The sequence below is a fragment of the Enterococcus sp. SMC-9 genome (assembly GCF_021011285.1).
Lineage (GTDB): Bacteria > Bacillota > Bacilli > Lactobacillales > Enterococcaceae > Enterococcus_C > Enterococcus_C montenegrensis.
Map to the genome: position 1 here is coordinate 398,282 of NZ_JAILYE010000002.1, position 22,150 is coordinate 420,431.

Genomic DNA, 22,150 nt, shown 5'->3' on the forward strand with positions numbered 1-22,150 from the left:
AAATGGCGGTACAATCAAAAAGCAAAAGTTATCATAAAAAACAAAGAGCAACCCGCACGTTAATCTACGCCATTTTAACGATTATGGCAGTCTTTTGGCTCTTTCCTATTTTCTGGATTGTTCTTACGAGCTTTCGTTCAGAAGGGGGCGCATTTGTTCCTTATATCATCCCCAAAGAATTTACAATGGGAAATTATGCTACCCTTTTAAGTGATGCTTCAGGCAACTATCCTTTTGTCCGTTGGTTTTTAAACACACTTTTTGTTGCAGTTATTAGCTGTCTGCTTTCAACCTTCATTACAATTGCCATGGCTTATGCCTTATCGCGATTGCGTTTTAAACTACGGAAACCATTTTTAAAAGTGGCCTTAGTTTTAAATATGTTTCCTGGCTTTATGAGTATGATTGCGGTCTACTATATTTTAAAAGCAATGGATTTAACTCAAAGTTTGGTCGCTTTAATTTTGATCTACTCTTCGGGCGCTGCCCTAGGTTTTTATATTGCGAAGGGATTCTTTGATACCATTCCAATGGCCTTGGATGAATCTGCCATGATTGACGGTGCCAACAAATGGCAAATTTTTACTAAAATTACGCTTCCCCTTTCCAAGCCAATTATTGTCTACACTGCTTTAATGGCCTTTATGGCTCCGTGGATGGACTTTATCTTTGCCAAGATCATCATGGGCGACGATGTTAAAAACTACACCGTTGCGATCGGCTTATTCTCAATGATGAACAAAACAACTGCAAACTCTTTATTTATGTCTTTTACAGCCGGTTGTGTACTGATTGCAATTCCAATTACGATTTTATTTATCTTCATGCAAAAATATTATGTAGAAGGGATTACTTCTGGTTCTGTAAAAGGTTAATCAAAAAAATCCAAGCAAAATGCCTGCTGTACAATTATTTTCAAAACAATTGTACAGCAGGCGTTTTTATCTATTTTTTCAAATTTTTTCTTATCAAAAAATTCTCTAATTCAAAAAAAAATGAAGTAAAACGAAAATTATCTAAAAAAGAGGATATTGTCGCCTTTTATAATGAAGAAAATAACATTGTAAACCATCTTGATTTTCCTATTTAGAATAATTATAATGCAATTTAGTCAAAACAGTTTAAAATGAGTAGTAGAAACAAGGATATTCCCCAATAACCTTAATTTCCCAATAGGCGGAAAACTATTCCCCATAGTTTCCGCCAAGCTATTTTTTTAGCCCCTTTAGCCGTATTACATAAGAAAATGGCATGACGTATTTTCTTGTAACAGATCACCTTAGCCTTTTAGAAGGCTATTTTTTTTACTTATGAAAATCGGCTTATTGCAAAAATGTAAGTCTTTCGCAATAAAAAGCTATGGTACCTTTTTTAAAATCCGTTTAAGATAGTGTTATAAAGTAAACAGGATGGTGGAATACATGAAAAAACTATTAATCGGCTTAGTGGTTGTTATCGTCGCGGCCTTTGGATTATTTAAATTTATTGAAACAACAGAGATGGGTGGCGATACCTATTATGTTCAAGTGACAACAGATGGTAAACAAGTGACCTTAAAAGATGACAGCGGCCAAGAATATTTAGACTACGAATATCAATTAACCGGTTACGATGAAAATGGCAAAAGTAAAGAATTAACCTTTCGTGCCAACAAAGAACGCCCCTTGCGGAAAAATGCATACTTAAAAGTTACGTACAATACCAAAAAAGAAGGCGTGACCCAGTGGGAAGAAGTCGCTGAAAAAGCGGTACCCAAAAAAGCATTAACGCATTTAAATTAAATCGCTATAACCTCCTATGATTCCCAAATTTAGCATAACGCCACAAGTTCTATTCATAAAATAATTTAGAAACCCTTGCACAAATTGCGTAAGGAAATAAAATAGTGACATGACTTTCAAATTTTATAGCCTTTAACAAAGTGATTAATCTCAAAGCAACTTCTTTTGCGATAAGCTGCTTTGAGATTAATTTTTATTGTAAAAAGGAGCTGGGACTATAAGTGGTCCCAGCTCCTTTTTTGCTTAATTGGCTTTTACAACGTATTCACATTAATCCCCTAAGTTAAAACGCAACTTCATTTGTGGTGCACCAAGCATTACCATTTGTCCAAGCAGTTTTGTTGTCAACTCTTTGGCCACTTTGGCATACTCTTCATTCACTGAAGCTAAATAATTTGAGCTATCTTCTTCGTTGACTGCATTTTGATCTGCCTTGTGTTGGATATGACGAAAAGCGGCAACACTATCTTGTACATAATCATCCCGTACATCTGAATATAAATTATAATTTGTATCCCCTAAAACGGCGATCACGCCACTTAACCAATACATATTATCCAAACTAAAATCTTCTTTTACTTCTTTATAAAAAGCTGGTGTATCTTCTACATTTGCATAAAATGGCACAACAGTGTTAAAGGTATTCGGACCAAAAGCCAACCAATGAATACCTGCAATTTCTTTTGGTACGTCATTACGCAATTGCAAAATGTGTACTTCTTGATTGCGGTTAATGCCGATGGGACGCAACTGGCTTTTTTGTGCTTTCGTACCGTCGCCATAACAATCATAGACTGTTTCTTCATAATGAGAACTTAACGCCCATTTGATATCTTCCACACTTATTAAACGATTGGCTTTACAAATGAATGGCAGATTTTGATCAAAGGGTGATTGTTCTATCTCTGGCGTGAAGAAGCGTTGCACATACCAAGCCCGCGGATTGTTGTATTGGTTATCTTTTACCGTTGCACTACCAAAGATGTGCCGTAAATTATAGCCAGTATAATCAGGATTTAAATGATAGGTGTGAATCAATTCTTTTAAATCTTTCGAACACAATGTATCGGGTGAATCAAAATCAAAGTCAGTAATATTCATCCGATTAGGTGCCACCACATAAGCATCATCTGGAATTTTAACAGCAGCCCAGTGATGTCCACCGATTGTTTCAAACCACCAAATTTCATCCTGATCAGAAAAGGCAATACCATTTGGTTCATACGTGCCGAATTCTTCTAACAATGCGCCTAAGCGTTTAACGCCTGCTTGGGCACTTTTAATATATGGCAAGACGATAGTCAGCATATCTTCTTCCCCAATACCGCCTGTCACATAAGGATCAACTCCCAAAATCCGAGAGTTGCTTGTAATTGTTTCAGTTGCTGACATGGCAACATTCGCGCTATTAATACCAGATTCTCCCCAAATACCGATTTTAGGTGAAACATCCGGCGTAGCAGTATAACGCAAGGGATTGTCAGGTAATTTTATTTCAACACCGCTAATAACAGCTTTGTAATTTTGCACTTGTTCTTCTGGTTTTACTACAATAAAATTCTTAGGATTTAATGGCGCTTCTCCATCTTCGTTGCGGGCAATCATAGTAGAACCATCAATTGAAGCCTTTTTTCCTACCAAAATCGTCGTACATGCACTGTGATTGTTCATTTTTTTCATCCTTTCACTAATTAATTGACTTTTACTTATTCACTAATTAAAGTGTAGACCTTCTCTTCATTTTTGTGAAACAAAAACCTTGAAAATGATGAAAAGGTAATCTTTACCCCCATTTTCAAATAAAAGTTATAATAGAAAAAAAGGAGGAATTACCATGTCATTACTTGTTCCCACTAACATGATTGAAGTAACTGAAAAATTAGCCGACGACAAAAATCGAGGTATCACAACGACTGAAGAAAAAATTATTTTGCAAGCCGTTTTAGACAATGCACAAGATATTTTAAACGGTGCACTTGAAGGCCCTTATTGGAAAGTGAACTGGCAAAAAGAAGATGAAAGTCTGGTTATCTACGATATTATGAACAAAGAAGTCGGTACTGTCACACCAGCAGGTAACAGCTTTAGTGAAGATTTTAAAAACAATGCTGCCCATGTTATTCGCAGCTTAGACGATCAAATTCAAAAGATTGTCAACAATGCCTAGTGAAAATCCAAGCAAATAATCTCATGAAAATAAAAAGATAGACCACGTTTACAGCCATGAAGCTGAGATGTGGTCCATCTTTTTATTTTTGCCAAACAAGAACACTGGCATCGTCACTTTGTTTAAAACGCGGATAGGTTAGCAATTTTGCATCTTCACCTTCTAACTTACGAAGGTGATCACAGGCGGCTACCAAAGTCCCATAATCTTGAAAGTGACCTAACTGATGCGGTGTACATTCATTAAAGGTATCCACTAACCGATAAAAGCCATCACTGGTAATGACTATTTTTTCCAATTGGTCAGCTGGTACACTTTTTTGTGATAAGCGCGCAATACCAATTGGGGACGGGTCTAAAATCGCATATCCATTTGGTGTATTTTTTGTTTGCCGATTTTTTACCAAATCTTTTGTCACTGCCGCTTTTGCAGCTTCAATTGTTTCGCCTTTTTTTAATAGTTGATGAAAGATTGAAACAATTCGTTGATCATTTTGCGGAACGGTCCGATCATAGAAAGTACGCATTTGTTGGTTTAAAAATGCAGTGATTGGTGAATCTCCCAACCAACTAAACTCCATTTCCGTGCCAATTTTACGATAACAACTAAATGTGGCACTCGGCCACAAATCAGGGGTTAACTTTCCTAATTCTTTGCGGTAATTTTGTGCAAAGCTGGTAACAGCCTGCATCAAAGCACGACTTGTTGCCATTTTTTCATTCGCCAAAAGTGTTATCAGCTGACTGCCGATAAAATGGCTAAAAACCTGCGCATCACTCATACCCGCCAAATAATTATCTCCTAATCCACTGGCACCATCTAAAATAAAACCAAATGTATCATTGCCGTAGACAAAGTCCTCATTTTGTTTGTTGCCACGATCCGTATAAAAGAAAACAGACATTTCTTTTCTTCCCTTCAAAAAATAGTAAAAAAAGCTTCTTTACATATTTTTCTATAGTATCACAAGAACATTAAAAAACCAGTGGCGTAAAAAGGTAAATACAACCTATTTGTCCTCATAATAAAAAAGGGCTTGATAGAAGTGTTCAGCTTCAAGATCAAGTAGATATGATTCCAGCTCCTCAGTCGACTATTGCTGACAAAGTTATACCTTAAACGCCGTTTATTCAAAAGAAAGAGGTGGGACAAAAATTTTCTCCCACCTCCTAGACTAACTTTTTGTTTGATTGAAAATGCCATAGTCAATTTCATTGACAGATTTTGCTACTACAATCGCTGAATAAACATCTGAATTTACATTTAAAATCGTCCGAAGCATTCCCACAAACCATTCTACCCCAGCAAATATTGCAATACTTTCAATAGGTAGACCCATTTGAGGTACAATAATCGCCAGCGAAACAAGGCCTGCTCCTGGTACCACAGCATTTGCTAAGGAAACAAACGTTGCTGTTATCGCCAGATAAAACATTTTCTCAATCGAAAAATCCATTTGATACATTTGGGCAATTGTCATAACCGTAATCGCCATGTGCATAGCCGAACCATTACTGTTTAATGACATCCCCAAAGGTAAAACTAAATTGGTAATACGATTGCTTAACCCTAATTTATGCCGGGATTCTTCCATCGCAATTGGTAGTGTAATCGCTGAAGACGTCGTCGCAAGCGCCATCACCGACATATTTTTCATATTCAAAACCAGCCGCCATGGATTTAACTTGCCATAAAGGGCGATTACGATTATCCATAAAACTAAAAACAGGAATGTACTTAAACCATAGACTAACAAATACTTCATTAGCGGCAATATAATCTTAATCCCCAACTCACTAATAGTAGAAGCAATTAGGGAAAAAATCCCGATTGGAGCAAAAATCATCACATAATAAATAATGTTAATAATGACTTCATTAAAATCTACAATAATCTGGAATAAGGATGAGGTTGGTTTTTTTTGCATAAATTTACTGAGAGCTAAGCCAAAAAATAAAGCAAATACGATAATTTGAATAATAGAACCTTCTGCCAACGAAGCAAAAATATTTTTCGAGAAAAAGTCACTGATTGTTTGGCTTAAAGAAATTTCCTGCTCTTTAATCCCTTGACCTAAAGAGGCGGTCATATCCACACCATAGCCGGGGTTAAACAAAACTGCAATGAAAATACCCCAACTAGCTGCCAATAGTGATGACACACCAAAAACTACAACCGTGCGAATACCTAAACTCGTTAACTCTTTTGGCTTAATGCTGCCAACTGCTTGAATAATTTGACCTAAAACCAAAACTGGTATTGCCATCTGCATCAACTTTAAAAAGATATCGCCAATAATTTTTAAGTAGTGGGCCCATTCTGGTATAAACAAACCAAATGCCAAACCTAAAACGACAGCAATCAATATTTGGGTGATCATGGAGAATTTTTTTGTCATTTTCCTCACCTCTATAACTGTAATGATCGCCCGCCATCTTTAGTTTTTCCCCGCAATCATAAGACGATAGCGCTGCGATTAAAATAATAGCTGTGGTAGTTGAAATTGTTTTTATAAATCAAAATAGTCTTATTTTAGCTCCGACCACAGCTATTAAAAACTATGCTTCTTCCTTTGTATCTTTTGCTAAAACCGCAAAAACGAGTAAACCAATCACTTGTAAAACACAAGCAAGATAAAAACCGATTTTCATAGAACCAACGGTGTCTGCTAAAAAGCCGGTAATATAAGGTGCTAAAATGGACCCAGACATTCCAATAAAGTTATACGCACTTAAAGTAGTCGACAAGGAACCTTTTGGTGCGTTTTTTGTCACGTAAGCTACAACGATTGGATCAAGAGCCAGTTTCCCAGTCAAACCGTATAAAATTAACACCGCAATTAGTAGTGTACGATTGGTTACAAACGCAATTGAAAAGACTGATAGAATGGCTAATGGCACTAGTAAATACACTAATTTTTTGGTACTGCCAGATTTATCGGCAATACGTGCAAAAATCAACGCTCCAGGAATTGACGCCCACGGTACTAATGAAGAAATAAAACCTACGCTTGTGCCAGCAAAACCGCGTTCAGCAATTAGAAAAGATGGCAACCAGGTAATAATAACAAAATTGGCATAAATGCTTGTGAAACATAAAATGAATGCAGCCAATAAGTTTTTGTTGGAAATAATTGATTTAAAAGAAACTTTATTTTCAGTAGGATTTACTGCCACTTTTTTTGCTTCATCTTCTGGACGAATAACCTTTTCTTTTAATAATGTGTAAAATAAAATGGCAACAATAATCGTCGGTACCGCCATAATGAAGAAAGGTTTACTCCAATGTTCCCCATTTTCCAACACCAATTTACTGGAAAGTAAGTAGCCACCTGAAGTCCCAAAGGCCATCCCACTATTAATAATAGCCGTTCCTAATGTTAGTTTACTTTTAGGAATAGATTCTGTTGATAGAGCATATTGTGGACCATAATACGCACCTTGACCAATACCGGCCATTGCCCGAATAATTAAAAACATGACAAAGGTTGTTGCTAGACCACTAAAATACGTCATGACACCCATAATTAGAAAACCAATCGTAATCACTAATTTACGACCAATTTTATCGCCAATAACCCCAAATGGTACTTGTGCAATTGCATAGGTCAAAAAGAAAATAGAATTGGCTAACCCTAATTGGGTATTACTTAAACCAAAATTTTCACCAATAATTCCCATAATTGGATTGAAAATCGTTCGGGTGGCATACATTAAAATCCAGCCAACAAAAAACAAGGCGACAACTTTAATCCAATAATTATTGCTCACTTTTACTGCTTGTTTGGAAGATTCCATAGTCTTGCTCCTTTTTTCAAAAATTTAAGTATTTAAAACTGCAGTTATCCCAAGATAAATGCCATAACACATATCTTTTCCCGATGTGTGTCCAATTGCCATAATATTTTGAATATCTTGAGCTAAATTTTCTTTGCACTGTTTTTTTAAGTCTTGATACAATTGATAAATCAACGAGTTAACGTAACCTGTCTCACAACTTTTTATATAAGCCCAACTAATATCTGTCGTGCGTCCTTTTTGTTTAGCCAATTTAGCTACTAGATCTGTGGCGTAAGGTTTTCCTAAAATACGGGCAATAAAAGCATAAGCAACTAAAATATCATCCCCACTTGGGGTTAACCCTTGCCCACGACCAATTAGAAATTTAGTTACCGCCTCCCAATTTGCTTGTTCTGGCTGCAACAATTGATTTTTAACAGCTATAAAATTTACGTCTTTTTGGATACCAATTTTTTCTTCCAAATCGGCTGCTACTAAGAGCTGCTGCAAAAATTGCAGCGGCTCTTTTTCCAGATGTGTAGCAGACACTTTTAAAGAAACACTTGTGTAATCTATCAGAGGTAAGGTTTTAACTTGCATTTGATTATAAAAAACAATGCGGTCATTTTTTATTTTAACGGGATCTCCTTGTTTGACATAAGGTTTTAATGCTGCAAACATTTCTGTTGGAACAAACAAACCAAAGCAAGAGAGATATTCATGATAATTGGCCACATTAATTAAGGCTTCACCAACTTTGAGATTAAAAGAATGCTCAAAAACGCTGTGCACCGATCCAATTACGCCAAATTTTTCCAAAGGCAAGAGGTAATCACTAATAACAATTTTAGTCAACATGAATATCCCACACTTTAGCATAAGCCTCTAATGCTTTTTCAAAACAGCCTAAAGGTGCTCTAACTGTGCCGGCACCGACTTGTCCAACACCGGCTTTTTTATGCGCGATACCGGTATTAATAATTGGTGTAATTCCCGTTTCAACAACTTTGCGAATATCAATTCCCAAACAAGTACCTTTAAAATCCCAAGTTGGAATTGTCCAAGTCGGATTATGCGTTTGACAAATTTGCTCCATTTCATTGGAAATATCCAAAGCATCTTGAAAACCACCAGCGCCAACAAATCGTGTCACTCCTGGTGCGGCCACCATTGCCATCGCTCCAACCCCAACCGTTTCAGTAATAGCACTATCGCCGATATCGGGGTTACCATCTTCTTCTGTAAAACCGGTGAAGTATAATCCTTTTGGTGTATTAACAGGTGCTGTGTACCAATCATCACCGGTTTGAGCAATGCGAACACCAAAATCAACACCATTACGTGTCATGGTCGTGACAATTGTCCCTTTAGTATCTTTACGCGCAGTATCTACAATTGCTTTACCTGTCGCCATCATAATATTTAAGAAAAATTGATCCGTATCAGCTAAGAATTTAATGACGTCGTATTTTTCTTTTTCGTCCATTTGTAGTTTAACGATTAGTGGCGCTACCTCTTTTAGAAAATTAGCAGAAGCCGCAATATTTCGTTGGTGGAATTCATCTCCCATCGTAATGGAACGTGCAATTAAAACGTTTAGATTAATGCCTTCTTGAGTTTGTTTTAAAGCTTTAGCAATTGTTGGGCCCAAAATGTCTTTCATCCAATGCAGGCGATCGACCACTTCTTGTGAGTAAGCACCAAACCGCAATACTTTGCCGATACCTTCATTCATCGTACAATATGCATTTGTACCATCTAAACGATTTTCAATAACAACCACCGGCATATTGCCAGAAGTAATCCCCCCCATTGGCCCGACTGCGTGAACATGATGGCATGGAATAAAACGAACTTCGCCATTTTCCAACATTTGTTTTGCCTGTGTTTCATCTTTGGCCCAACCTTCAAATAAAGCCGCACCAATGCATGATCCTTTCATCGGTCCAGTCATTTGCCCATAAGTAATCGGTGGACCGGCATGTAACAAGGTTTTTTGTGCTTCATTTAATTCTTGAATAACTTCTTTGGCTGGTCGTACATCAACTAAAAATGGTTGTGAATTCTTAATTTTTTCAATTACTTTGTCATTTTCAGCCTGTATTTCTGCTGCATGGTCTTCTAATGCACTTAAAATTTTAATCATTTTTTTATTACCACTTGCACGGGGACGCCAATTAAATTGAACCGATTTCCCCCCGTAATCTGTAATCGAATCGTTGAAGCTTTGCAGTCCCACATTAATAATTCGTGGCTTCGTGCTTAACAACTCCATGACGGCTTGACTTGCCTGGGGAATCGCAACTTTTTCACCTGAATAAGCTACGACTTCTTTATCTGCTTCAGAAATTGTGATGCCCTTTAATAATAATGCCAATTGCACAGCTTTCGCGTTACTTTCCGCGACATAAATGCCCGCTTCTTCTAAGCGTTTCACTGTTTCATCATAGTTTTGTGGATCTTTTCTCGTACCCACAACCGTTGCAACAAAATAAAGCGTACGTCCTTCATTTTGCGCTTTTGCTAATTCTTCTTTTATTGCTGGCAACAACGCGCCCACCATATCTTCGTGTGCACCATAACCCAAAACAACATCAAATAAAATAATGCCAGTTTCTTTTTGCGCACCATATTCATGGATTTTTTGAATTCGCACTTCAGGATCAATCATCGGATGTGGCTTTCCTTGGGTATATATATCATCACCTAAGTCAATCACATCATAACCATTGGATTTTAAAATATAGCCTGCTTGCTTTATTAGCCCCTCCAAACCTAATGCTTCTGAAATCATCATGCCCGCTTCTGCTGCCAATGTCCCGCCAGAGTATAAACCTTTCACCACTTTATCAGTAGACAAGACAGGTACAGCTGGTTTTGCCATCGCTTCAAAATAATTTTTTTGGATTGGTTTTTCATTAGCTAAATCAATCGCAATTTTTGCGGTCTCTTCTAATGTATGTGCTAAATAAACTTTGCCTTCATGAGCGGTTGGTTTTTCTCCTAGAAAAATCGCGACAACTGGTTTTGAGACACTTTGTAACAATTGCACCACTTCATTGCGCACTTCTTTTGCAGGTGGCTTAGAGATTACGCAAATCACATCAGTCGGTTCGTGATTTTCTAAAGCCACAATGGCATCTTTTACCGTAGTTGCACCAACCTTATCACTTAAATCGCGACCGCCCGTTCCAATAGCGTGAACGACGCCATTTCCTAGCCGATCAATAATAGTTGTCACTTCTTGGATACCCGTACCAGAAGCACCCACAACACCGATATTCCCCGGCGAAACAACATTCGTAAATGCAATCGGGATACTAGATATAATCCCTGTACCACAATCTGGCCCCATCATAAGTAAGCCTTTTTCGTGGGCCAAATTTTTCAAACGCACCTCGTCTTCCAAAGAAACATTATCAGTAAATGAAAAGACATGCAGACCTTCTTTTAACGCTTTTTCCATCTCAGGCGCGCCATATTCACCAGGAATACTAAACAACGCCATATTAGCATCTGGCAATTGTGTTAATGCCTCTTCCCAAGAAGTGGCCGTTTTATTTTCAGTCGTTTCACTTTTGGTGGATAAGTCATCTAAAAAAGCGTGAACAGCCGGCAGCACTTCTGCCATAATTTCTCCGTCTTCACTATCGACGACTATCATTAAGTCATTTGGTGAAGCACTTTGAGCTTGTGACGTTAACAGATTCGTATTTTGTAAAATATCTTTATTTGCATCTGTCCCCATCATAATTTGGCTCATGCTGACATTTGGTAAATCATTAATTTTATTTGTTAATAGCATGAGATTGATTGAGTCTTGATAATTATTTTTCAAAATCACCGTTTGTAACATACTATTCCTCCTTGTTTTCAAAAAAATCTCCTGAGAAATTTCACTTATTAAAACCAGTCAATTTAAATCAGCTGACGTCAAAACTGATGTTTATTTATTCCTGATTTTCTTTACACTCTTATTGTATTTTTTATTGATTGCGTTTACACTTGATAATATTCCAAAAATTTTACATATTTTTTATCCAAAAGCGTAAAAAAGGAGAATAAAATGAGAATATATGAATTATTGCGGTTAGAAATATTTCAAAACAGTCAGTTGTTAACCGGAGAAATCGGTTTAGAAAATGAAATTGAATCGGTGATGATTTTAGAAGCGTTGGATATTGAGAAGTGGAGTCGAAAAAATCAGCTGATCTTAACTTCCCTTTATGCCTTTGAAAACATGGAACTAGCTGAAATTGAAGACTTTTTTCAAAAAATGCGGGGAATTGGCGTCAGCGGTATGGTGGTCAAAGTCGAACGCTTAATTAACCGCGTACCGGAATGGCTTTTATCGTTTTGTGGAAAATATCAACTCCCCTTAATTAAAGTAAAAAAAGATGTTACCTATGAACAAATTGTTTTGGCAATTTATCAGCCCATTTTGAATCATCAATCGCATGTTTTAAAAACATATTATGAAGTCCGACAACGTTTTAACCGATTGACCCGGAACTTTTCTTCTTATGAACAAATCATGACGGAGTTTTATCATATGATTCAAAAAGATTGTCTTTTACTCTTGCCAGAACAAAAATTGACGTTGCGCTTTGGGACGCTTCCTCACGAGTTAGTGGTCACCAAACGCGTCAAAATGCCAATTGGAGAATTTAGTAAAAACCACTATGAATTGTTAACTTTATTTTCCCATAGTGAGAGTAAAGAATATTTTGCTCTTGAAACCAATATCGCCAACAATTTTAGTAGCGAATGTACTCTTTTAGTTCACGAAGGTGAAGTTGGTCTAAAGGAAACCGATTTGATGATCATCGAAAACTTAATTGATGTTATTCAAGAAAAACTGCAAATGGATTTTCTGATTAAAAAAGACCGTTACACCCGCTTAAATAACTTAGCGGATGCCATTTTACAAAATACCCCTAACAATTTAGATGAAGTAAAAAGCCTGCTAAAAGAAGCTAAAATGGACTACTATCCTTACTATCAAGGTGTGGCCTTTGCCACAAAAGATTTACCAACAGAAGAAAAACGAATGCTACGAAATAAATTACGCAGTTTACGTACCCATACTTTATTTTTTGAACATCACAACTATTCGCTAGTTTTATATAATTTAAAAGATGAACAGCGCCGTCTATCAAAAGAAGAAATTCGCCGACAACTAGTTGATTCCTTACGTCAAAATTGTCATTTGGTAATTGCTACAAGTCCTATTAAACCAGTGGCAACAATCAAAGAAATTCTAATTGACTGCTTGGATATACTGCGTTTTAATCAAGAATATCTCATTGCAAACGTCGTAGATATTCAAGATCTGGGAATTTTTCGCTATTTTATTTCAGAAGAAAAACTCGCAGAAGTCGCTGATTTAATTTCCCCTGAACTCATTGACTTACAACTGCGACAACCAGAATTATTCAATACCCTGTTTACTTTTTTTAAAACCAATCGCAACTACAAACAAACCTCAGAAGTATTATTTTTACATGCAAAAACGATTCGTTACCGTATCGATCGCATTCAAGAACTTTTAGCTTTAGACTTGAACAATCCTTTGCAAACGATGAATATTGAAATCGCCACTTACTTATTACACTTAAAATTAAGGAGAAAAAAAATTGAAAAAACAAGTTACCTTAACTAGCGGTAGTAAAGCCACGATTTTTATGCCCTTAACCAAAATGGCCCCTCGCTATATCCTTTATTTTCACGGCGGTGGTCTAATTTTTGGCAGTAAAGCCGACTTGACCGAAAAGTTGGCCCAAGTCTTTTTGCAACGGGGTTATACGATTATTAGCTTTGACTATTTACTAGCACCAAATAGTAGCCTAGCTGAAATCTTTGCCCAATTAAAACAAACTTGGCAAGAATTAGAAACAACAATTATTAAAGGGGCCCCTTTTAGTTTTTGCGGCCGTTCTGCGGGGAGCTATTTAATGCTGCTATTAACAACTTTTTTGCAAAAAGAAAACCGCACTTTGCCCCAGCAGTTAATAAATTTTTATGGCTATTATGATTTAACTTTTATTGACACACCGCGTAGTCTAAGTAGTGAGACCATTACTGCAGCTATGATCGAAGATATTGACCAAACGACACCCGTTTATGATGATCCTTTTATGAAACGCTATTTACTTTATTTATATGGTGTTTCCCACAACTTGTTAGCGCAGTACTATGGCATTACAAAAGAAAATCAAAAACTGTTTACCTTAACGGAAGCTGATTTAACCAAACTGCCACCGATTTTCAGCACGGCTAGTGCAAACGACAATGAAGTGCCCTTTAGATACAGTAAGACCCTCGCAAAAAAAAGCGCTGACAGTAAATTTGTTCCTGTTTATTACCTGCCCCACGACTTTTTAAAAGAAGAAAATGAAGCTGTCACTGACGTTTTCCATCAGTTAACAGCTTGGCTCAACTAGCTTTAAAATGGCTCTTAATTCAGTAATCACAGTATCTTTGGTATACTGAATTTAGCACTTATTGCAACAGTTACTGTTGACACTTTTGTTGGAGGTCTGTTTATGAATATTAAAAAAATCCAACTGGGTTTACTGACTTTTGGACTTTTTGTCTTAGCATTTAACTTTTTTGAGCTGGTGACAAAAGCCCGAACAGATTCCCCAGTAGTCTTTGTAGAATGTCTTGCCGGTATTATTCTGATTTATTTACCGCAATTATGCCGTAAGTTTCTCCGCATTGAAATTCCAGCCATGATCGTTATCTTTTACTGGTTCTTTCTATTAATTTCAGTATTTTTAGGAACTTGTCTACACTTAATTGCCTATATCAGTTGGTGGGACAAATTACTCCACAGTATCAGCCCGATGGTTTTAACTGCCCTTGGCTATGGCATTGCTGCTATTGCGTTAAACAAGGCGCAAAGTAAAGATGTTTCCCCTTGGTTGTTTTTACTTTTTGGTTTTGCTTTTGCTGGTGTCTGCGGTGTTTTCTGGGAATTTTGGGAATTTCTTTGTGACACCATTGGCGATATGAATTTACAACGTTACCGGGCTAGTGGTGTTGATCTTGTTGGCCGTGCGGCTTTAATGGATACCATGGGCGATTTATTAACCAATACCATTGGTGCGCTTATTATGGGTATCTTTGCTTTTACCCAATGTAGGGGCGATGCGAGCTACTTCGATAATTACCGCATCACCGTCTTGCCAAGAAAAAAATAATTTTTTGCTGTAAATAAAAATACTCAAAAGAATGAATCTCACCTTAATCACCGTGAGAAATCAAACTTTTGAGTATTTTTTATTTCTGCTGGACTACAACTACATGAGCCCTTTTTTAATTATGTTCCGCTACACTCCAGATGAAAGTTTATAAAATTGAAAGTCTAGTTTTGTCTTTATGACGTAAAAATTAAGACAACCAAAGAGATCAAAACAAGTAAATTTCACCTTATTCTTTAAATAAAACTTTTACTTAAGCAGTCAGTGCAGCTTCCATCGTGGCAATTTTTGCTAAGGCCACCAGCCCGCAATCTAAAACTTCGACCGTTACAGTTCGCTCTAAAATACTAATAACTTTGACTGTTTTTCGTTCCTCATAACCAATCACATCTGCTTCATAAATCGCATTGATACATACTTCTTCTTTTTTCATGGGAACCACCTCAAACTCTCTTTTGGAAGGTTATACCATGTAAAATAACGCTTGTAAATAAAATTCACTGATTATTCAAATAATTTTTACATTACGGTAACAATCGCAAGTTTAATACTTCCCGATTTTTAAATAGAACAAGCTATTAAAATAAGCATGTAGGACAATTTTTCAAAATTTTAATCGGCGATAAAAAAACCGCAATTTTTTAGGGACAAAAATTAGTCCCTCTTTTCTTTTTTGTTGTCGTCATTGTAGTTTTGCTAAAACAGAAGCCACACCATCTTCGTCATTTGTTTTGGTTACTTTGTCTGCGGCTTTTTTTACTGCAAGGGGCGCATTTGCCATCGCAATGCCAATACCAGCTGCTTTTAGCATAGGCAAATCATTGTAATTGTCTCCAAAGGCCATAATTTCTCTGCAAGTTATTTGATAATAAGCTGCAATCTTTCGTAGTGCTTCAGCTTTTGAAACCGCGCGATGCGTTATTTCTAAATAATTTTCTTTTGATAAATAAAGTGCACTAGTGGTTACTTGAGGTGTTAAAAATTCATAGGCTGCACTAATCTCAGCTTCACTTGCGATTAAAAGCAATTTATGGACCGGCACAGTTGCCGCTAAAGAAGCTAAATCTGCAACTTTTGGTGTTATTTGCGTAATTTTGCTTTCACCTTTGATGTGCTCATCGACTTTATTGACGTACCAGTTGTTTTCACTATAAAGATTAATTCCGATGTTAGGAAAATGAGCCGTTAATAACGTGAGGATCCGCATAACCTCATATTTTTCAAGGGGCTTGGTAAAAATAGTCGTAGCCTCTTTTAAAATCAAAGCTCCGTTAAAAGCCACAAGTGGCACATTTTCCAGTGCTAACTCACGACTAATTTGTTTCATTCCTTCTGGTGAACGAGCTGAAGCTAAAACAAAAGGAATGCCTTTGGCTGTTAATTTCTTGACCTCATTTTTTAAATTATTACTAATTTGGTGGTGAAAATTCAAAATTGTGCCATCTACATCACTCATTACGACTTTAATTGTTGCCATTGATTACCCTCTCCTTTAAAACAACTTGCTAATTTTATTATAACGAACTTACACCAAAAGTCTGCTGACAACTTCACTTTGTAAAGCATCTGTCCTAAAAAGAGGGCTTGTAGGAATTCATGGCTGCTTAAACATTTTTATTGTATTTTTTGCCCACTTCTACGTGATTGATAGCCTTTTTCATTTAAGTCCTGTCAATAGAATTTAACAACTAACTCATTTAAAATAAATAGTTGAATGATTAAAACTAAGGAGAATTTTATGTCATTATTACGTCTATCTGAGGTGGAATACACCGTTGAAAATCAAAAGATTATCGATCAAATCAGTTTTACTTTATCACAAGGAGAATTTTTAACTTTAACTGGGCCTTCCGGTGGTGGTAAAAGCACACTGCTCAAATTAATCGCGACGTTACTCACACCAACTGCTGGCACGATTTATTTTGAGGATAACAAGCAGTCTGATTATGAGATAGCTACTTATCGACAACAAGTTTCCTACTGTTTTCAACAGCCAAGTCTTTTTGGAAAAACAGTTTACGATAACTTATCTTTTCCTGCCACTGTTCGTAATCAAGATTTCAATCATCAACGAGCTGAAGAATTGTTACAGCTTGTCGCCTTACCTCAGAACTACCTCGCCAAAAAAATCACTGAACTTTCCGGTGGTGAAAAACAACGGGTCGCCTTAATTCGTAATATTATGTTTTTACCTAAAGTTTTATTATTGGATGAGGTAACGGTCGGCTTAGATGAAAAAAGTAAAAGGATTGTCCACAATTTGATTGCAACACTTCAAAAAGAAAACATCACCATCATCCAAGTGACCCACGATCCAGCAGAAATTCACAGCGCCAGCAAAATATTGTGGTTAGAAAAGGGGAAAATCACCAATGAATCAATTAGCCGTTAATAATCAGTCATTAGTTTTAGCCTTTATTTTGGTCTTAGTTGCAGTTGCCATTAGCTATAAGGAGCAATTGGGCTTAAGTCGCGATATTTTTTACAGTATATTACGGGCTGTTATTCAATTATTTATTGTCGGTTATCTTTTAAAATATTTATTTCAAGTCAATAATTTCTGGTTAACAACCTGCATGAGTTTTTTCATTGTTTTAAATGCCGCTTGGAATGCCCATAAACGTAATCCCAGCATTCATAAACATTTTCTTGATTCCCTTGTGGCAATTTTTATTAGCACTTATCTTACTATGGGCGTTTTAATTGCAACAGGGGCAATCAAATTCATTCCTTCGCAAATTATTCCAATTAGCGGTATGATAGCTAGTAACGCTATGATTGCGATTGGCTTATGTTATCGCAATTTGTACGCTAAGTTCCATGACCAAAGACAGCAGGTTTTAGAAAAACTTGCGCTTGGCGCTCCGGTAAAACTAGCCGCTTTACCGATTTTGCAAGAAAGTATTAAAACAGCGATGCAGCCGACTATTGACTCTGCCAAAACGGTGGGGTTAGTAAGCTTGCCGGGCATGATGTCGGGTCTGATTTTTGCCGGCGTAGATCCTGTACATGCGATCAAATATCAAATCATGGTAACTTTTATGTTACTTTCAACTACAAGCCTTGGTGCAATTATCGCCGGTTACAAAGCGTATAAAAATTATTTCAACCATGATTTACAACTTCGCTAAAATTTTTAATTGATTATGAGGAGGAATTTAGATGAAAATTGCGTTTTTTGGTGCGGGTCAAATTGGAAGTGCGCTAATTAAAGGGATGCTTCATGATGACAAGGTAGCCGCTTTAGATATTTACGTTAAAGCAGGTCACAGCCAAACCGCAGAAAATTTACAAAAGGAATTGGGTTTCACGCTGTTAACTGATTTATCTGATTTAACTGCCATGGATTTACTGATCATTGCGACCAATAATAGCAGTGTCCTACCCATTTTAAAATCATTGCCCCAAACTGTATTAGCCAAGAATATTCCAATTGTTTCCGTAGCTGGTGGCGTAACTTTAAGTGACATGAAAGCAGTGCTTGGAACAGATTATCCTTTTGCTCACTGCATTCCGAACACCCCTGTTCAAGTTGGCGCAGGTGTTTTGGGAATAAGTTTTACAAAAAATATCAAACAAGAAGCGAAGGAATTTATTCTAAAAAGTTTAGCCCCACTCGGTTCTGTCTATGAGGTACCAGAAACTGACTTAGAAATTGTGGGTTCTATTGCTGGCTGCACGCCAGCTTTTGTTGCGATGTTCATTGAAAGTTTAGGCGATGCTGGGGTACTTCATGGCTTAAAACGCGAGTTAGCTTATGAATTAGTGGAACAAATGTTGCAAGGCACAGCGAAGTTAGCCATAGAAAGTAAAATTCACCCTGCAGCACTAAAAGATGGCGTTACGTCACCAGGTGGTTCCACAATTCGCGGGGTAGCTGCTTTAGAAGCAAACAACTTTCGTCATGCTTTAATTGCCGCAATTGATGCAACAATGTCAGAATAGTGTCAGAAATCAGTAAGAATTTGCTCATTTGAGTGACACCAATTGACTTTTTGCCCCCTTGTGCTAAAATTTCAATCAAGCAAATCAATTATTCGCTGCTACCGGGCAGCTTAAAGAGGAAAACATTCCGTTAGGTCTTTGTAGGAATGGTGCCCTCTTTTTTTATTTTGTCTTGCTGATCAGAGGACCTTTATATTGCGGCAACATTTTTGAAACTGACACTATTTTTCAAAAATTCATTGTCCCTAGTTTAAGGTATCCTTTTACAAAAAGTAGGACACAATTTGCTAAAAATATTTAGGAGGCGCATTAAAATGGCGTGGATTTATTTAGGGTTAGCAGGTATTTTAGAAGTCTTTTGGTCAACGATGATGAAAGCGAGTGAAGGTTTTGCCAAGCTGGACTATTCGATTTATACAATTTTAGGGATGATCGCCAGTTTTTTATTTTTATCAAAAGCTATTAAGGTGTTGCCAATGAGTCTTTCTTATCCAGTTTGGACAGGAATTGGCGCTGTTGGCTCTATCATCGTCGGTGTGGTTTTTTTCCATGATAAATTAGCACCTTTAACTTGGTTATTCGTAGCGTTATTGCTGGTGGGAATTATTGGGATCAAAGTCACTAGTGGGCATTAAAAAAGCTTTGCATCCTCATGTTGTTACCTACTACGAGACCAAAATTTCAATTGAAACACGGAGTAAATAAATTTTATTATGAAAATAAAAATGGACCCCATAAACTGACACCACTAGCCTAGTAGCCAATGCTATTTTACTGTGTCATTTATGCGGTCCAAATTTTTTACTATTTTCTTTCGACAAAGCCCGTAAAAATACCAATCAATAAGATAATTAAAACTATTATGGTAATGGTGACATATAAATAGTCCTTTTCTTTCAAAAAAGCATAGATTGAAACCACTACTCGGAGGACTGGTGTTAAGATTAGACAAAAAATTCCAGCCATAATATAGGCCCCGGGTTTTAAGGCCCATAATCCAGTCAAAATTAAGGTCAACGTATTGGGTGTTTCGTTTATTTTATAGCCAGTCCCACCTTTTGCTAAAAGTAAAACTAAACCAAAAAAGATGATCGCAGCCGAAACAATTACCCCAATGCGTAAAATTTTCCCAATTGCAAACTCGACTGCTTGAATTTCTTTTTGCTCTTTACTTGTCCTCATCCAATATTCACCCCAAATCCGCGTAAGACCATTTGTAGTCCCATTAAAACCAAAACGGGAATAAAGATGAAACGAATCCATTTTGGTTGCAAGTGCTGCATAATGCGAGAACCTAGCAGTGCTCCAGCTAGAACCCCTAATGAAAGTGGTGCTGCAACCTCTGGAATAATCGTGCCGTTGAAAAAATAGACCATTGCCGATGCCGCCGCAGTTACTCCCATCATCAAATTACTCGTAGCACTGGAGGGTTTTAAAGGCATCTTCATAATCGTATCCATCGCGGTTACTTTAAAAACGCCACTACCAATACCAAGTAAACCAGAAGCTAAACCAGCTGCTAACATCATGGCAAACCCCGCTGGTACTTTTTCAACTTGATAGTCGACTTTCTGCTGGGTCGTTTTTTCAAAGTAAGAGCCATTGAGTTTCAATTTTTCAGCCAATGGATCAGAAGTTACCGCAATCTTTTCTGTCTTTTTATTTACTAATTTTTGAATCATATTTACTGCTGAAAATAATAAAAAACCACCAAACAAAACAAAAAGAAATTGGGGTGCCACTATACTTGCTAAAATTGCCCCGACAATCGCTCCAATCGTTGTTGCAATTTCCAAAAACATTGCAATTCGCAAATTGAGCATATCGTCTTTCAAATAGGCAATCGTCGCCCCAGAACTTGTTGCAATCACACTAATAATGCTAGCTGCAATAGCATATTTGATATCCAGACCAATGACTAACGTCAAAAATGGCGTCAAAATAATGCCCCCACCAATGCCCAAGACAGCGCCTAAAATACCACCTAATGCACCGCCGAATAATAATAAAATTGTTTGTAAAATCATTGTCTCACCTCCATTTTATTGTAGCCCAAAGAAAATGCAAAAGCGACGCAAAACAATCTGCAACAATAAGAAAATCCTTCAACCTTGCTACATAAGACCAAAATTTATTAAAAGGGCTTTTCATTTTCGTAGCTGCTTGCTTCTTTCTTAGCAGAGAGTTTGAAAAGTTCGGGTAACGCAAAAGCAGTCAAATTACCCTTTTCCCTTGTAAAAAAATATACTTGTAACTGCTAAAAAACGCTTGTAGTGCTAATAGAATTCATTAGTACTACAAGCGCTATCTATTGATATAGAAATGCTAAAATCTTTAAATTTTTTGCGTGACTTTTTCAACTGTAATTTCTAATACTCGGGATAAAAATGGCAAGTCGGCTTTCATTTGATCATAAATGGGACCTTCTGTAATAAAACTTGCACGACCAAGAATATGAAAACCCGCGCCAGCCCCGACTGTTCCTTCAACTTCCTTACTACCTAGTGTGACAAGCACTTGATTATTCTTTTTTACATCTGCTTCAGTTGAATGCATACCTGCGGCTGGAATATATAATTTATCATCAATTACATGGATATAACTGTTCCACGTGTTCACTGCATGAAAGCCTGGTGCTTGTTGGCTGGAGGTAATAATAGTAACGGCACCTTCATGATTTAAAACTTCAAGTAATTTTTCATTTAACACTTTAAGGACTTCCCTTCATCTAAAAACTACTTTTAAAATCTAACACCAATTAAGAAAAAACCGAAATAATTCGTCTTTTATTTCGTCATTTATTTCCGTTGTAAATTTTCCTATTGAAGATTTATTTTCATAGGGTAACTGCACTTACAATTGGTTAAGATTTGGAACAATTTTTTGTAACTAAAAACTTTGGCCACTTTTTTTGACCTTCACTTTAAATTGGACGTTTTTTCATTGGGATAATTTTCAAACTGTCTTTTGTGCAGCTTGACTGTTTGCGTTTCAATGGCCGCTGCTGCATCTTTTTCACCAAATATCCAAAATAACGGTAATAACACGAAAAACATCGTTAAAATACATAAAATCTTTGAACTTTTTCTCATCTTTATTCCTCCTAATTTTTACAGTCACGAATTAAATCAGCTTCGTTTGTTTTGCTAATGCATTTTACAGGTTCAGACTCATCCAGTTGAAATCAGCGTTTCTAACACTTGAGCTGGCCTATCGATGGAATGGGGGGCGCTGGTATTTCAGCAGTTTCTTGGTAGTTTTGTATTTGCGGCT

22 protein-coding genes are annotated in these 22,150 nt (G+C 36.9%); 10 read left to right on the forward strand and 12 right to left on the reverse strand.

Going from position 1 to position 22,150, the window contains the following annotated elements; translation table 11 throughout:
* Window positions 1–2 precede the first annotated feature (2 nt).
* Both K4422_RS04650 and K4422_RS04655 read left to right on the forward strand, forming a co-directional pair.
* Complete coding sequence (locus K4422_RS04650) at window positions 3–875, forward strand: sugar ABC transporter permease (protein ID WP_230709440.1); 873 nt, start codon at window positions 3–5, stop codon at window positions 873–875.
* Window positions 876–1,421: 546 nt separating this feature from the next.
* Window positions 1,422–1,781, forward strand: a complete 360-nt coding sequence (locus K4422_RS04655; RefSeq protein ID WP_206904478.1) for a YxeA family protein — start codon at window positions 1,422–1,424, stop codon at window positions 1,779–1,781.
* Window positions 1,782–2,051: 270 nt separating this feature from the next.
* On the opposite strand, the gene K4422_RS04660 is transcribed toward K4422_RS04655, so the two are convergent.
* Window positions 2,052–3,452 (reverse strand): C69 family dipeptidase, encoded by a 1,401-nt coding sequence (locus K4422_RS04660; RefSeq protein ID WP_230709442.1) that lies wholly within the window; start codon window positions 3,450–3,452, stop codon window positions 2,052–2,054.
* A gap of 163 nt (window positions 3,453–3,615) precedes the next feature.
* Between K4422_RS04660 and K4422_RS04665 the strand changes: the two genes are divergently transcribed.
* Entirely contained in the window at window positions 3,616–3,948 is a 333-nt protein-coding gene (locus K4422_RS04665; RefSeq protein ID WP_230709444.1) for a hypothetical protein, read from the forward strand.
* An 82-nt stretch (window positions 3,949–4,030) separates the two neighbouring features.
* Here the strand turns inward: K4422_RS04665 and K4422_RS04670 are convergent, their stop codons facing one another.
* The 5 genes from K4422_RS04670 to fdrA form a co-directional block, all read right to left on the reverse strand.
* On the reverse strand, window positions 4,031–4,870 hold the full coding sequence (locus K4422_RS04670) for a hypothetical protein (protein ID WP_230709447.1): 840 nt from the start codon (window positions 4,868–4,870) through the stop codon (window positions 4,031–4,033).
* Window positions 4,871–5,122: 252 nt separating this feature from the next.
* Window positions 5,123–6,346, reverse strand: coding sequence for a dicarboxylate/amino acid:cation symporter (locus K4422_RS04675; RefSeq protein WP_230709449.1), 1,224 nt, complete (start codon window positions 6,344–6,346; stop codon window positions 5,123–5,125).
* 160 nt (window positions 6,347–6,506) lie between these two features.
* Window positions 6,507–7,745 (reverse strand): MFS transporter, encoded by a 1,239-nt coding sequence (locus K4422_RS04680; RefSeq protein WP_206904462.1) that lies wholly within the window; start codon window positions 7,743–7,745, stop codon window positions 6,507–6,509.
* A 24-nt stretch (window positions 7,746–7,769) separates the two neighbouring features.
* On the reverse strand, window positions 7,770–8,585 hold the full coding sequence (locus K4422_RS04685; RefSeq protein ID WP_230709450.1) for a DUF2877 domain-containing protein: 816 nt from the start codon (window positions 8,583–8,585) through the stop codon (window positions 7,770–7,772).
* Window positions 8,575–11,583 (reverse strand): DUF1116 domain-containing protein, encoded by a 3,009-nt coding sequence (gene fdrA / locus K4422_RS04690; RefSeq protein WP_230709452.1) that lies wholly within the window; start codon window positions 11,581–11,583, stop codon window positions 8,575–8,577. The genes K4422_RS04685 and fdrA overlap by 11 nt, the downstream gene beginning before the upstream one ends.
* Before the next feature lie 210 nt (window positions 11,584–11,793).
* Between fdrA and K4422_RS04695 the strand changes: the two genes are divergently transcribed.
* The 3 genes from K4422_RS04695 to K4422_RS04705 all read left to right on the forward strand — a co-directional run bounded on the left by K4422_RS04695 (window position 11,794) and on the right by K4422_RS04705 (window position 14,932).
* Window positions 11,794–13,389, forward strand: coding sequence for a PucR family transcriptional regulator (locus K4422_RS04695; RefSeq protein WP_206904456.1), 1,596 nt, complete (start codon window positions 11,794–11,796; stop codon window positions 13,387–13,389).
* Complete coding sequence (locus K4422_RS04700; RefSeq protein ID WP_230709453.1) at window positions 13,364–14,170, forward strand: alpha/beta hydrolase; 807 nt, start codon at window positions 13,364–13,366, stop codon at window positions 14,168–14,170. The genes K4422_RS04695 and K4422_RS04700 overlap by 26 nt, the downstream gene beginning before the upstream one ends.
* 102 nt (window positions 14,171–14,272) lie before the next feature.
* A complete protein-coding gene (locus tag K4422_RS04705) occupies window positions 14,273–14,932 on the forward strand; it encodes a hypothetical protein (RefSeq protein ID WP_206904451.1) in 660 nt (219 codons plus the stop codon).
* A 253-nt stretch (window positions 14,933–15,185) separates the two neighbouring features.
* Here K4422_RS04705 and K4422_RS04710 read toward each other — a convergent pair whose 3' ends face one another.
* Window positions 15,186–15,365, reverse strand: a complete 180-nt coding sequence (locus K4422_RS04710; protein ID WP_206904449.1) for a hypothetical protein — start codon at window positions 15,363–15,365, stop codon at window positions 15,186–15,188.
* Between the two features lie 249 nt (window positions 15,366–15,614).
* A complete protein-coding gene (locus K4422_RS04715) occupies window positions 15,615–16,409 on the reverse strand; it encodes an HAD family hydrolase (RefSeq protein WP_230709455.1) in 795 nt (264 codons plus the stop codon).
* A gap of 261 nt (window positions 16,410–16,670) precedes the next feature.
* Between K4422_RS04715 and K4422_RS04720 the strand changes: the two genes are divergently transcribed.
* The 4 genes from K4422_RS04720 (at window position 16,671) to K4422_RS04735 (ending at window position 19,512) form a co-directional block, all read left to right on the forward strand.
* Complete coding sequence (locus tag K4422_RS04720) at window positions 16,671–17,324, forward strand: ABC transporter ATP-binding protein (RefSeq protein WP_206904432.1); 654 nt, start codon at window positions 16,671–16,673, stop codon at window positions 17,322–17,324.
* Complete coding sequence (locus K4422_RS04725; RefSeq protein WP_230709457.1) at window positions 17,305–18,063, forward strand: ABC transporter permease; 759 nt, start codon at window positions 17,305–17,307, stop codon at window positions 18,061–18,063. Before K4422_RS04720 ends, K4422_RS04725 begins: the two co-directional genes overlap by 20 nt.
* Window positions 18,064–18,094: 31 nt before the next feature.
* The gene (gene proC / locus K4422_RS04730) at window positions 18,095–18,877 is read left to right on the forward strand and encodes a pyrroline-5-carboxylate reductase (RefSeq protein ID WP_206904424.1); all 783 of its coding nucleotides are present in this window, start codon (window positions 18,095–18,097) and stop codon (window positions 18,875–18,877) included.
* 314 nt (window positions 18,878–19,191) lie between these two features.
* Window positions 19,192–19,512 carry a DMT family transporter gene (locus K4422_RS04735; protein ID WP_206904422.1) on the forward strand — a complete coding sequence of 107 codons (321 nt, stop codon included), beginning with the start codon at window positions 19,192–19,194 and terminating at the stop codon, window positions 19,510–19,512.
* Between the two features lie 169 nt (window positions 19,513–19,681).
* On the opposite strand, the gene K4422_RS04740 is transcribed toward K4422_RS04735, so the two are convergent.
* The 4 genes from K4422_RS04740 to K4422_RS04755 all read right to left on the reverse strand — a co-directional run bounded on the left by K4422_RS04740 (window position 19,682) and on the right by K4422_RS04755 (window position 21,969).
* Window positions 19,682–20,059 carry a DUF1634 domain-containing protein gene (locus tag K4422_RS04740; protein WP_230709459.1) on the reverse strand — a complete coding sequence of 126 codons (378 nt, stop codon included), beginning with the start codon at window positions 20,057–20,059 and terminating at the stop codon, window positions 19,682–19,684.
* Window positions 20,056–20,904 (reverse strand): sulfite exporter TauE/SafE family protein, encoded by an 849-nt coding sequence (locus K4422_RS04745; protein WP_206904416.1) that lies wholly within the window; start codon window positions 20,902–20,904, stop codon window positions 20,056–20,058. The genes K4422_RS04740 and K4422_RS04745 overlap by 4 nt, the downstream gene beginning before the upstream one ends.
* Window positions 20,905–21,211: 307 nt before the next feature.
* A complete protein-coding gene (locus tag K4422_RS04750) occupies window positions 21,212–21,586 on the reverse strand; it encodes a pyridoxamine 5'-phosphate oxidase family protein (protein WP_206904414.1) in 375 nt (124 codons plus the stop codon).
* Between the two features lie 209 nt (window positions 21,587–21,795).
* Entirely contained in the window at window positions 21,796–21,969 is a 174-nt protein-coding gene (locus K4422_RS04755) for a hypothetical protein (RefSeq protein WP_230709461.1), read from the reverse strand.
* Window positions 21,970–22,150: the final 181 nt, after the last annotated feature.

Coding starts and splice junctions, on each gene's coding strand:
- K4422_RS04650 (WP_230709440.1), top strand. CDS start 3: ATGGCGGTACAATCAAAAAGCAAAAGTTATCATAAAAAACAAAGAGCA.
- K4422_RS04655 (WP_206904478.1), top strand. CDS start 1,422: ATGAAAAAACTATTAATCGGCTTAGTGGTTGTTATCGTCGCGGCCTTT.
- K4422_RS04660 (WP_230709442.1), bottom strand. CDS start 3,452: ATGAACAATCACAGTGCATGTACGACGATTTTGGTAGGAAAAAAGGCT.
- K4422_RS04665 (WP_230709444.1), top strand. CDS start 3,616: ATGTCATTACTTGTTCCCACTAACATGATTGAAGTAACTGAAAAATTA.
- K4422_RS04675 (WP_230709449.1), bottom strand. CDS start 6,346: ATGACAAAAAAATTCTCCATGATCACCCAAATATTGATTGCTGTCGTT.
- K4422_RS04680 (WP_206904462.1), bottom strand. CDS start 7,745: ATGGAATCTTCCAAACAAGCAGTAAAAGTGAGCAATAATTATTGGATT.
- K4422_RS04685 (WP_230709450.1), bottom strand. CDS start 8,585: ATGTTGACTAAAATTGTTATTAGTGATTACCTCTTGCCTTTGGAAAAA.
- fdrA (WP_230709452.1), bottom strand. CDS start 11,583: ATGTTACAAACGGTGATTTTGAAAAATAATTATCAAGACTCAATCAAT.
- K4422_RS04695 (WP_206904456.1), top strand. CDS start 11,794: ATGAGAATATATGAATTATTGCGGTTAGAAATATTTCAAAACAGTCAG.
- K4422_RS04705 (WP_206904451.1), top strand. CDS start 14,273: ATGAATATTAAAAAAATCCAACTGGGTTTACTGACTTTTGGACTTTTT.
- K4422_RS04710 (WP_206904449.1), bottom strand. CDS start 15,365: ATGAAAAAAGAAGAAGTATGTATCAATGCGATTTATGAAGCAGATGTG.
- K4422_RS04715 (WP_230709455.1), bottom strand. CDS start 16,409: ATGGCAACAATTAAAGTCGTAATGAGTGATGTAGATGGCACAATTTTG.
- K4422_RS04720 (WP_206904432.1), top strand. CDS start 16,671: ATGTCATTATTACGTCTATCTGAGGTGGAATACACCGTTGAAAATCAA.
- K4422_RS04725 (WP_230709457.1), top strand. CDS start 17,305: ATGAATCAATTAGCCGTTAATAATCAGTCATTAGTTTTAGCCTTTATT.
- proC (WP_206904424.1), top strand. CDS start 18,095: ATGAAAATTGCGTTTTTTGGTGCGGGTCAAATTGGAAGTGCGCTAATT.
- K4422_RS04735 (WP_206904422.1), top strand. CDS start 19,192: ATGGCGTGGATTTATTTAGGGTTAGCAGGTATTTTAGAAGTCTTTTGG.
- K4422_RS04740 (WP_230709459.1), bottom strand. CDS start 20,059: ATGAGGACAAGTAAAGAGCAAAAAGAAATTCAAGCAGTCGAGTTTGCA.
- K4422_RS04745 (WP_206904416.1), bottom strand. CDS start 20,904: ATGATTTTACAAACAATTTTATTATTATTCGGCGGTGCATTAGGTGGT.
- K4422_RS04755 (WP_230709461.1), bottom strand. CDS start 21,969: ATGAGAAAAAGTTCAAAGATTTTATGTATTTTAACGATGTTTTTCGTG.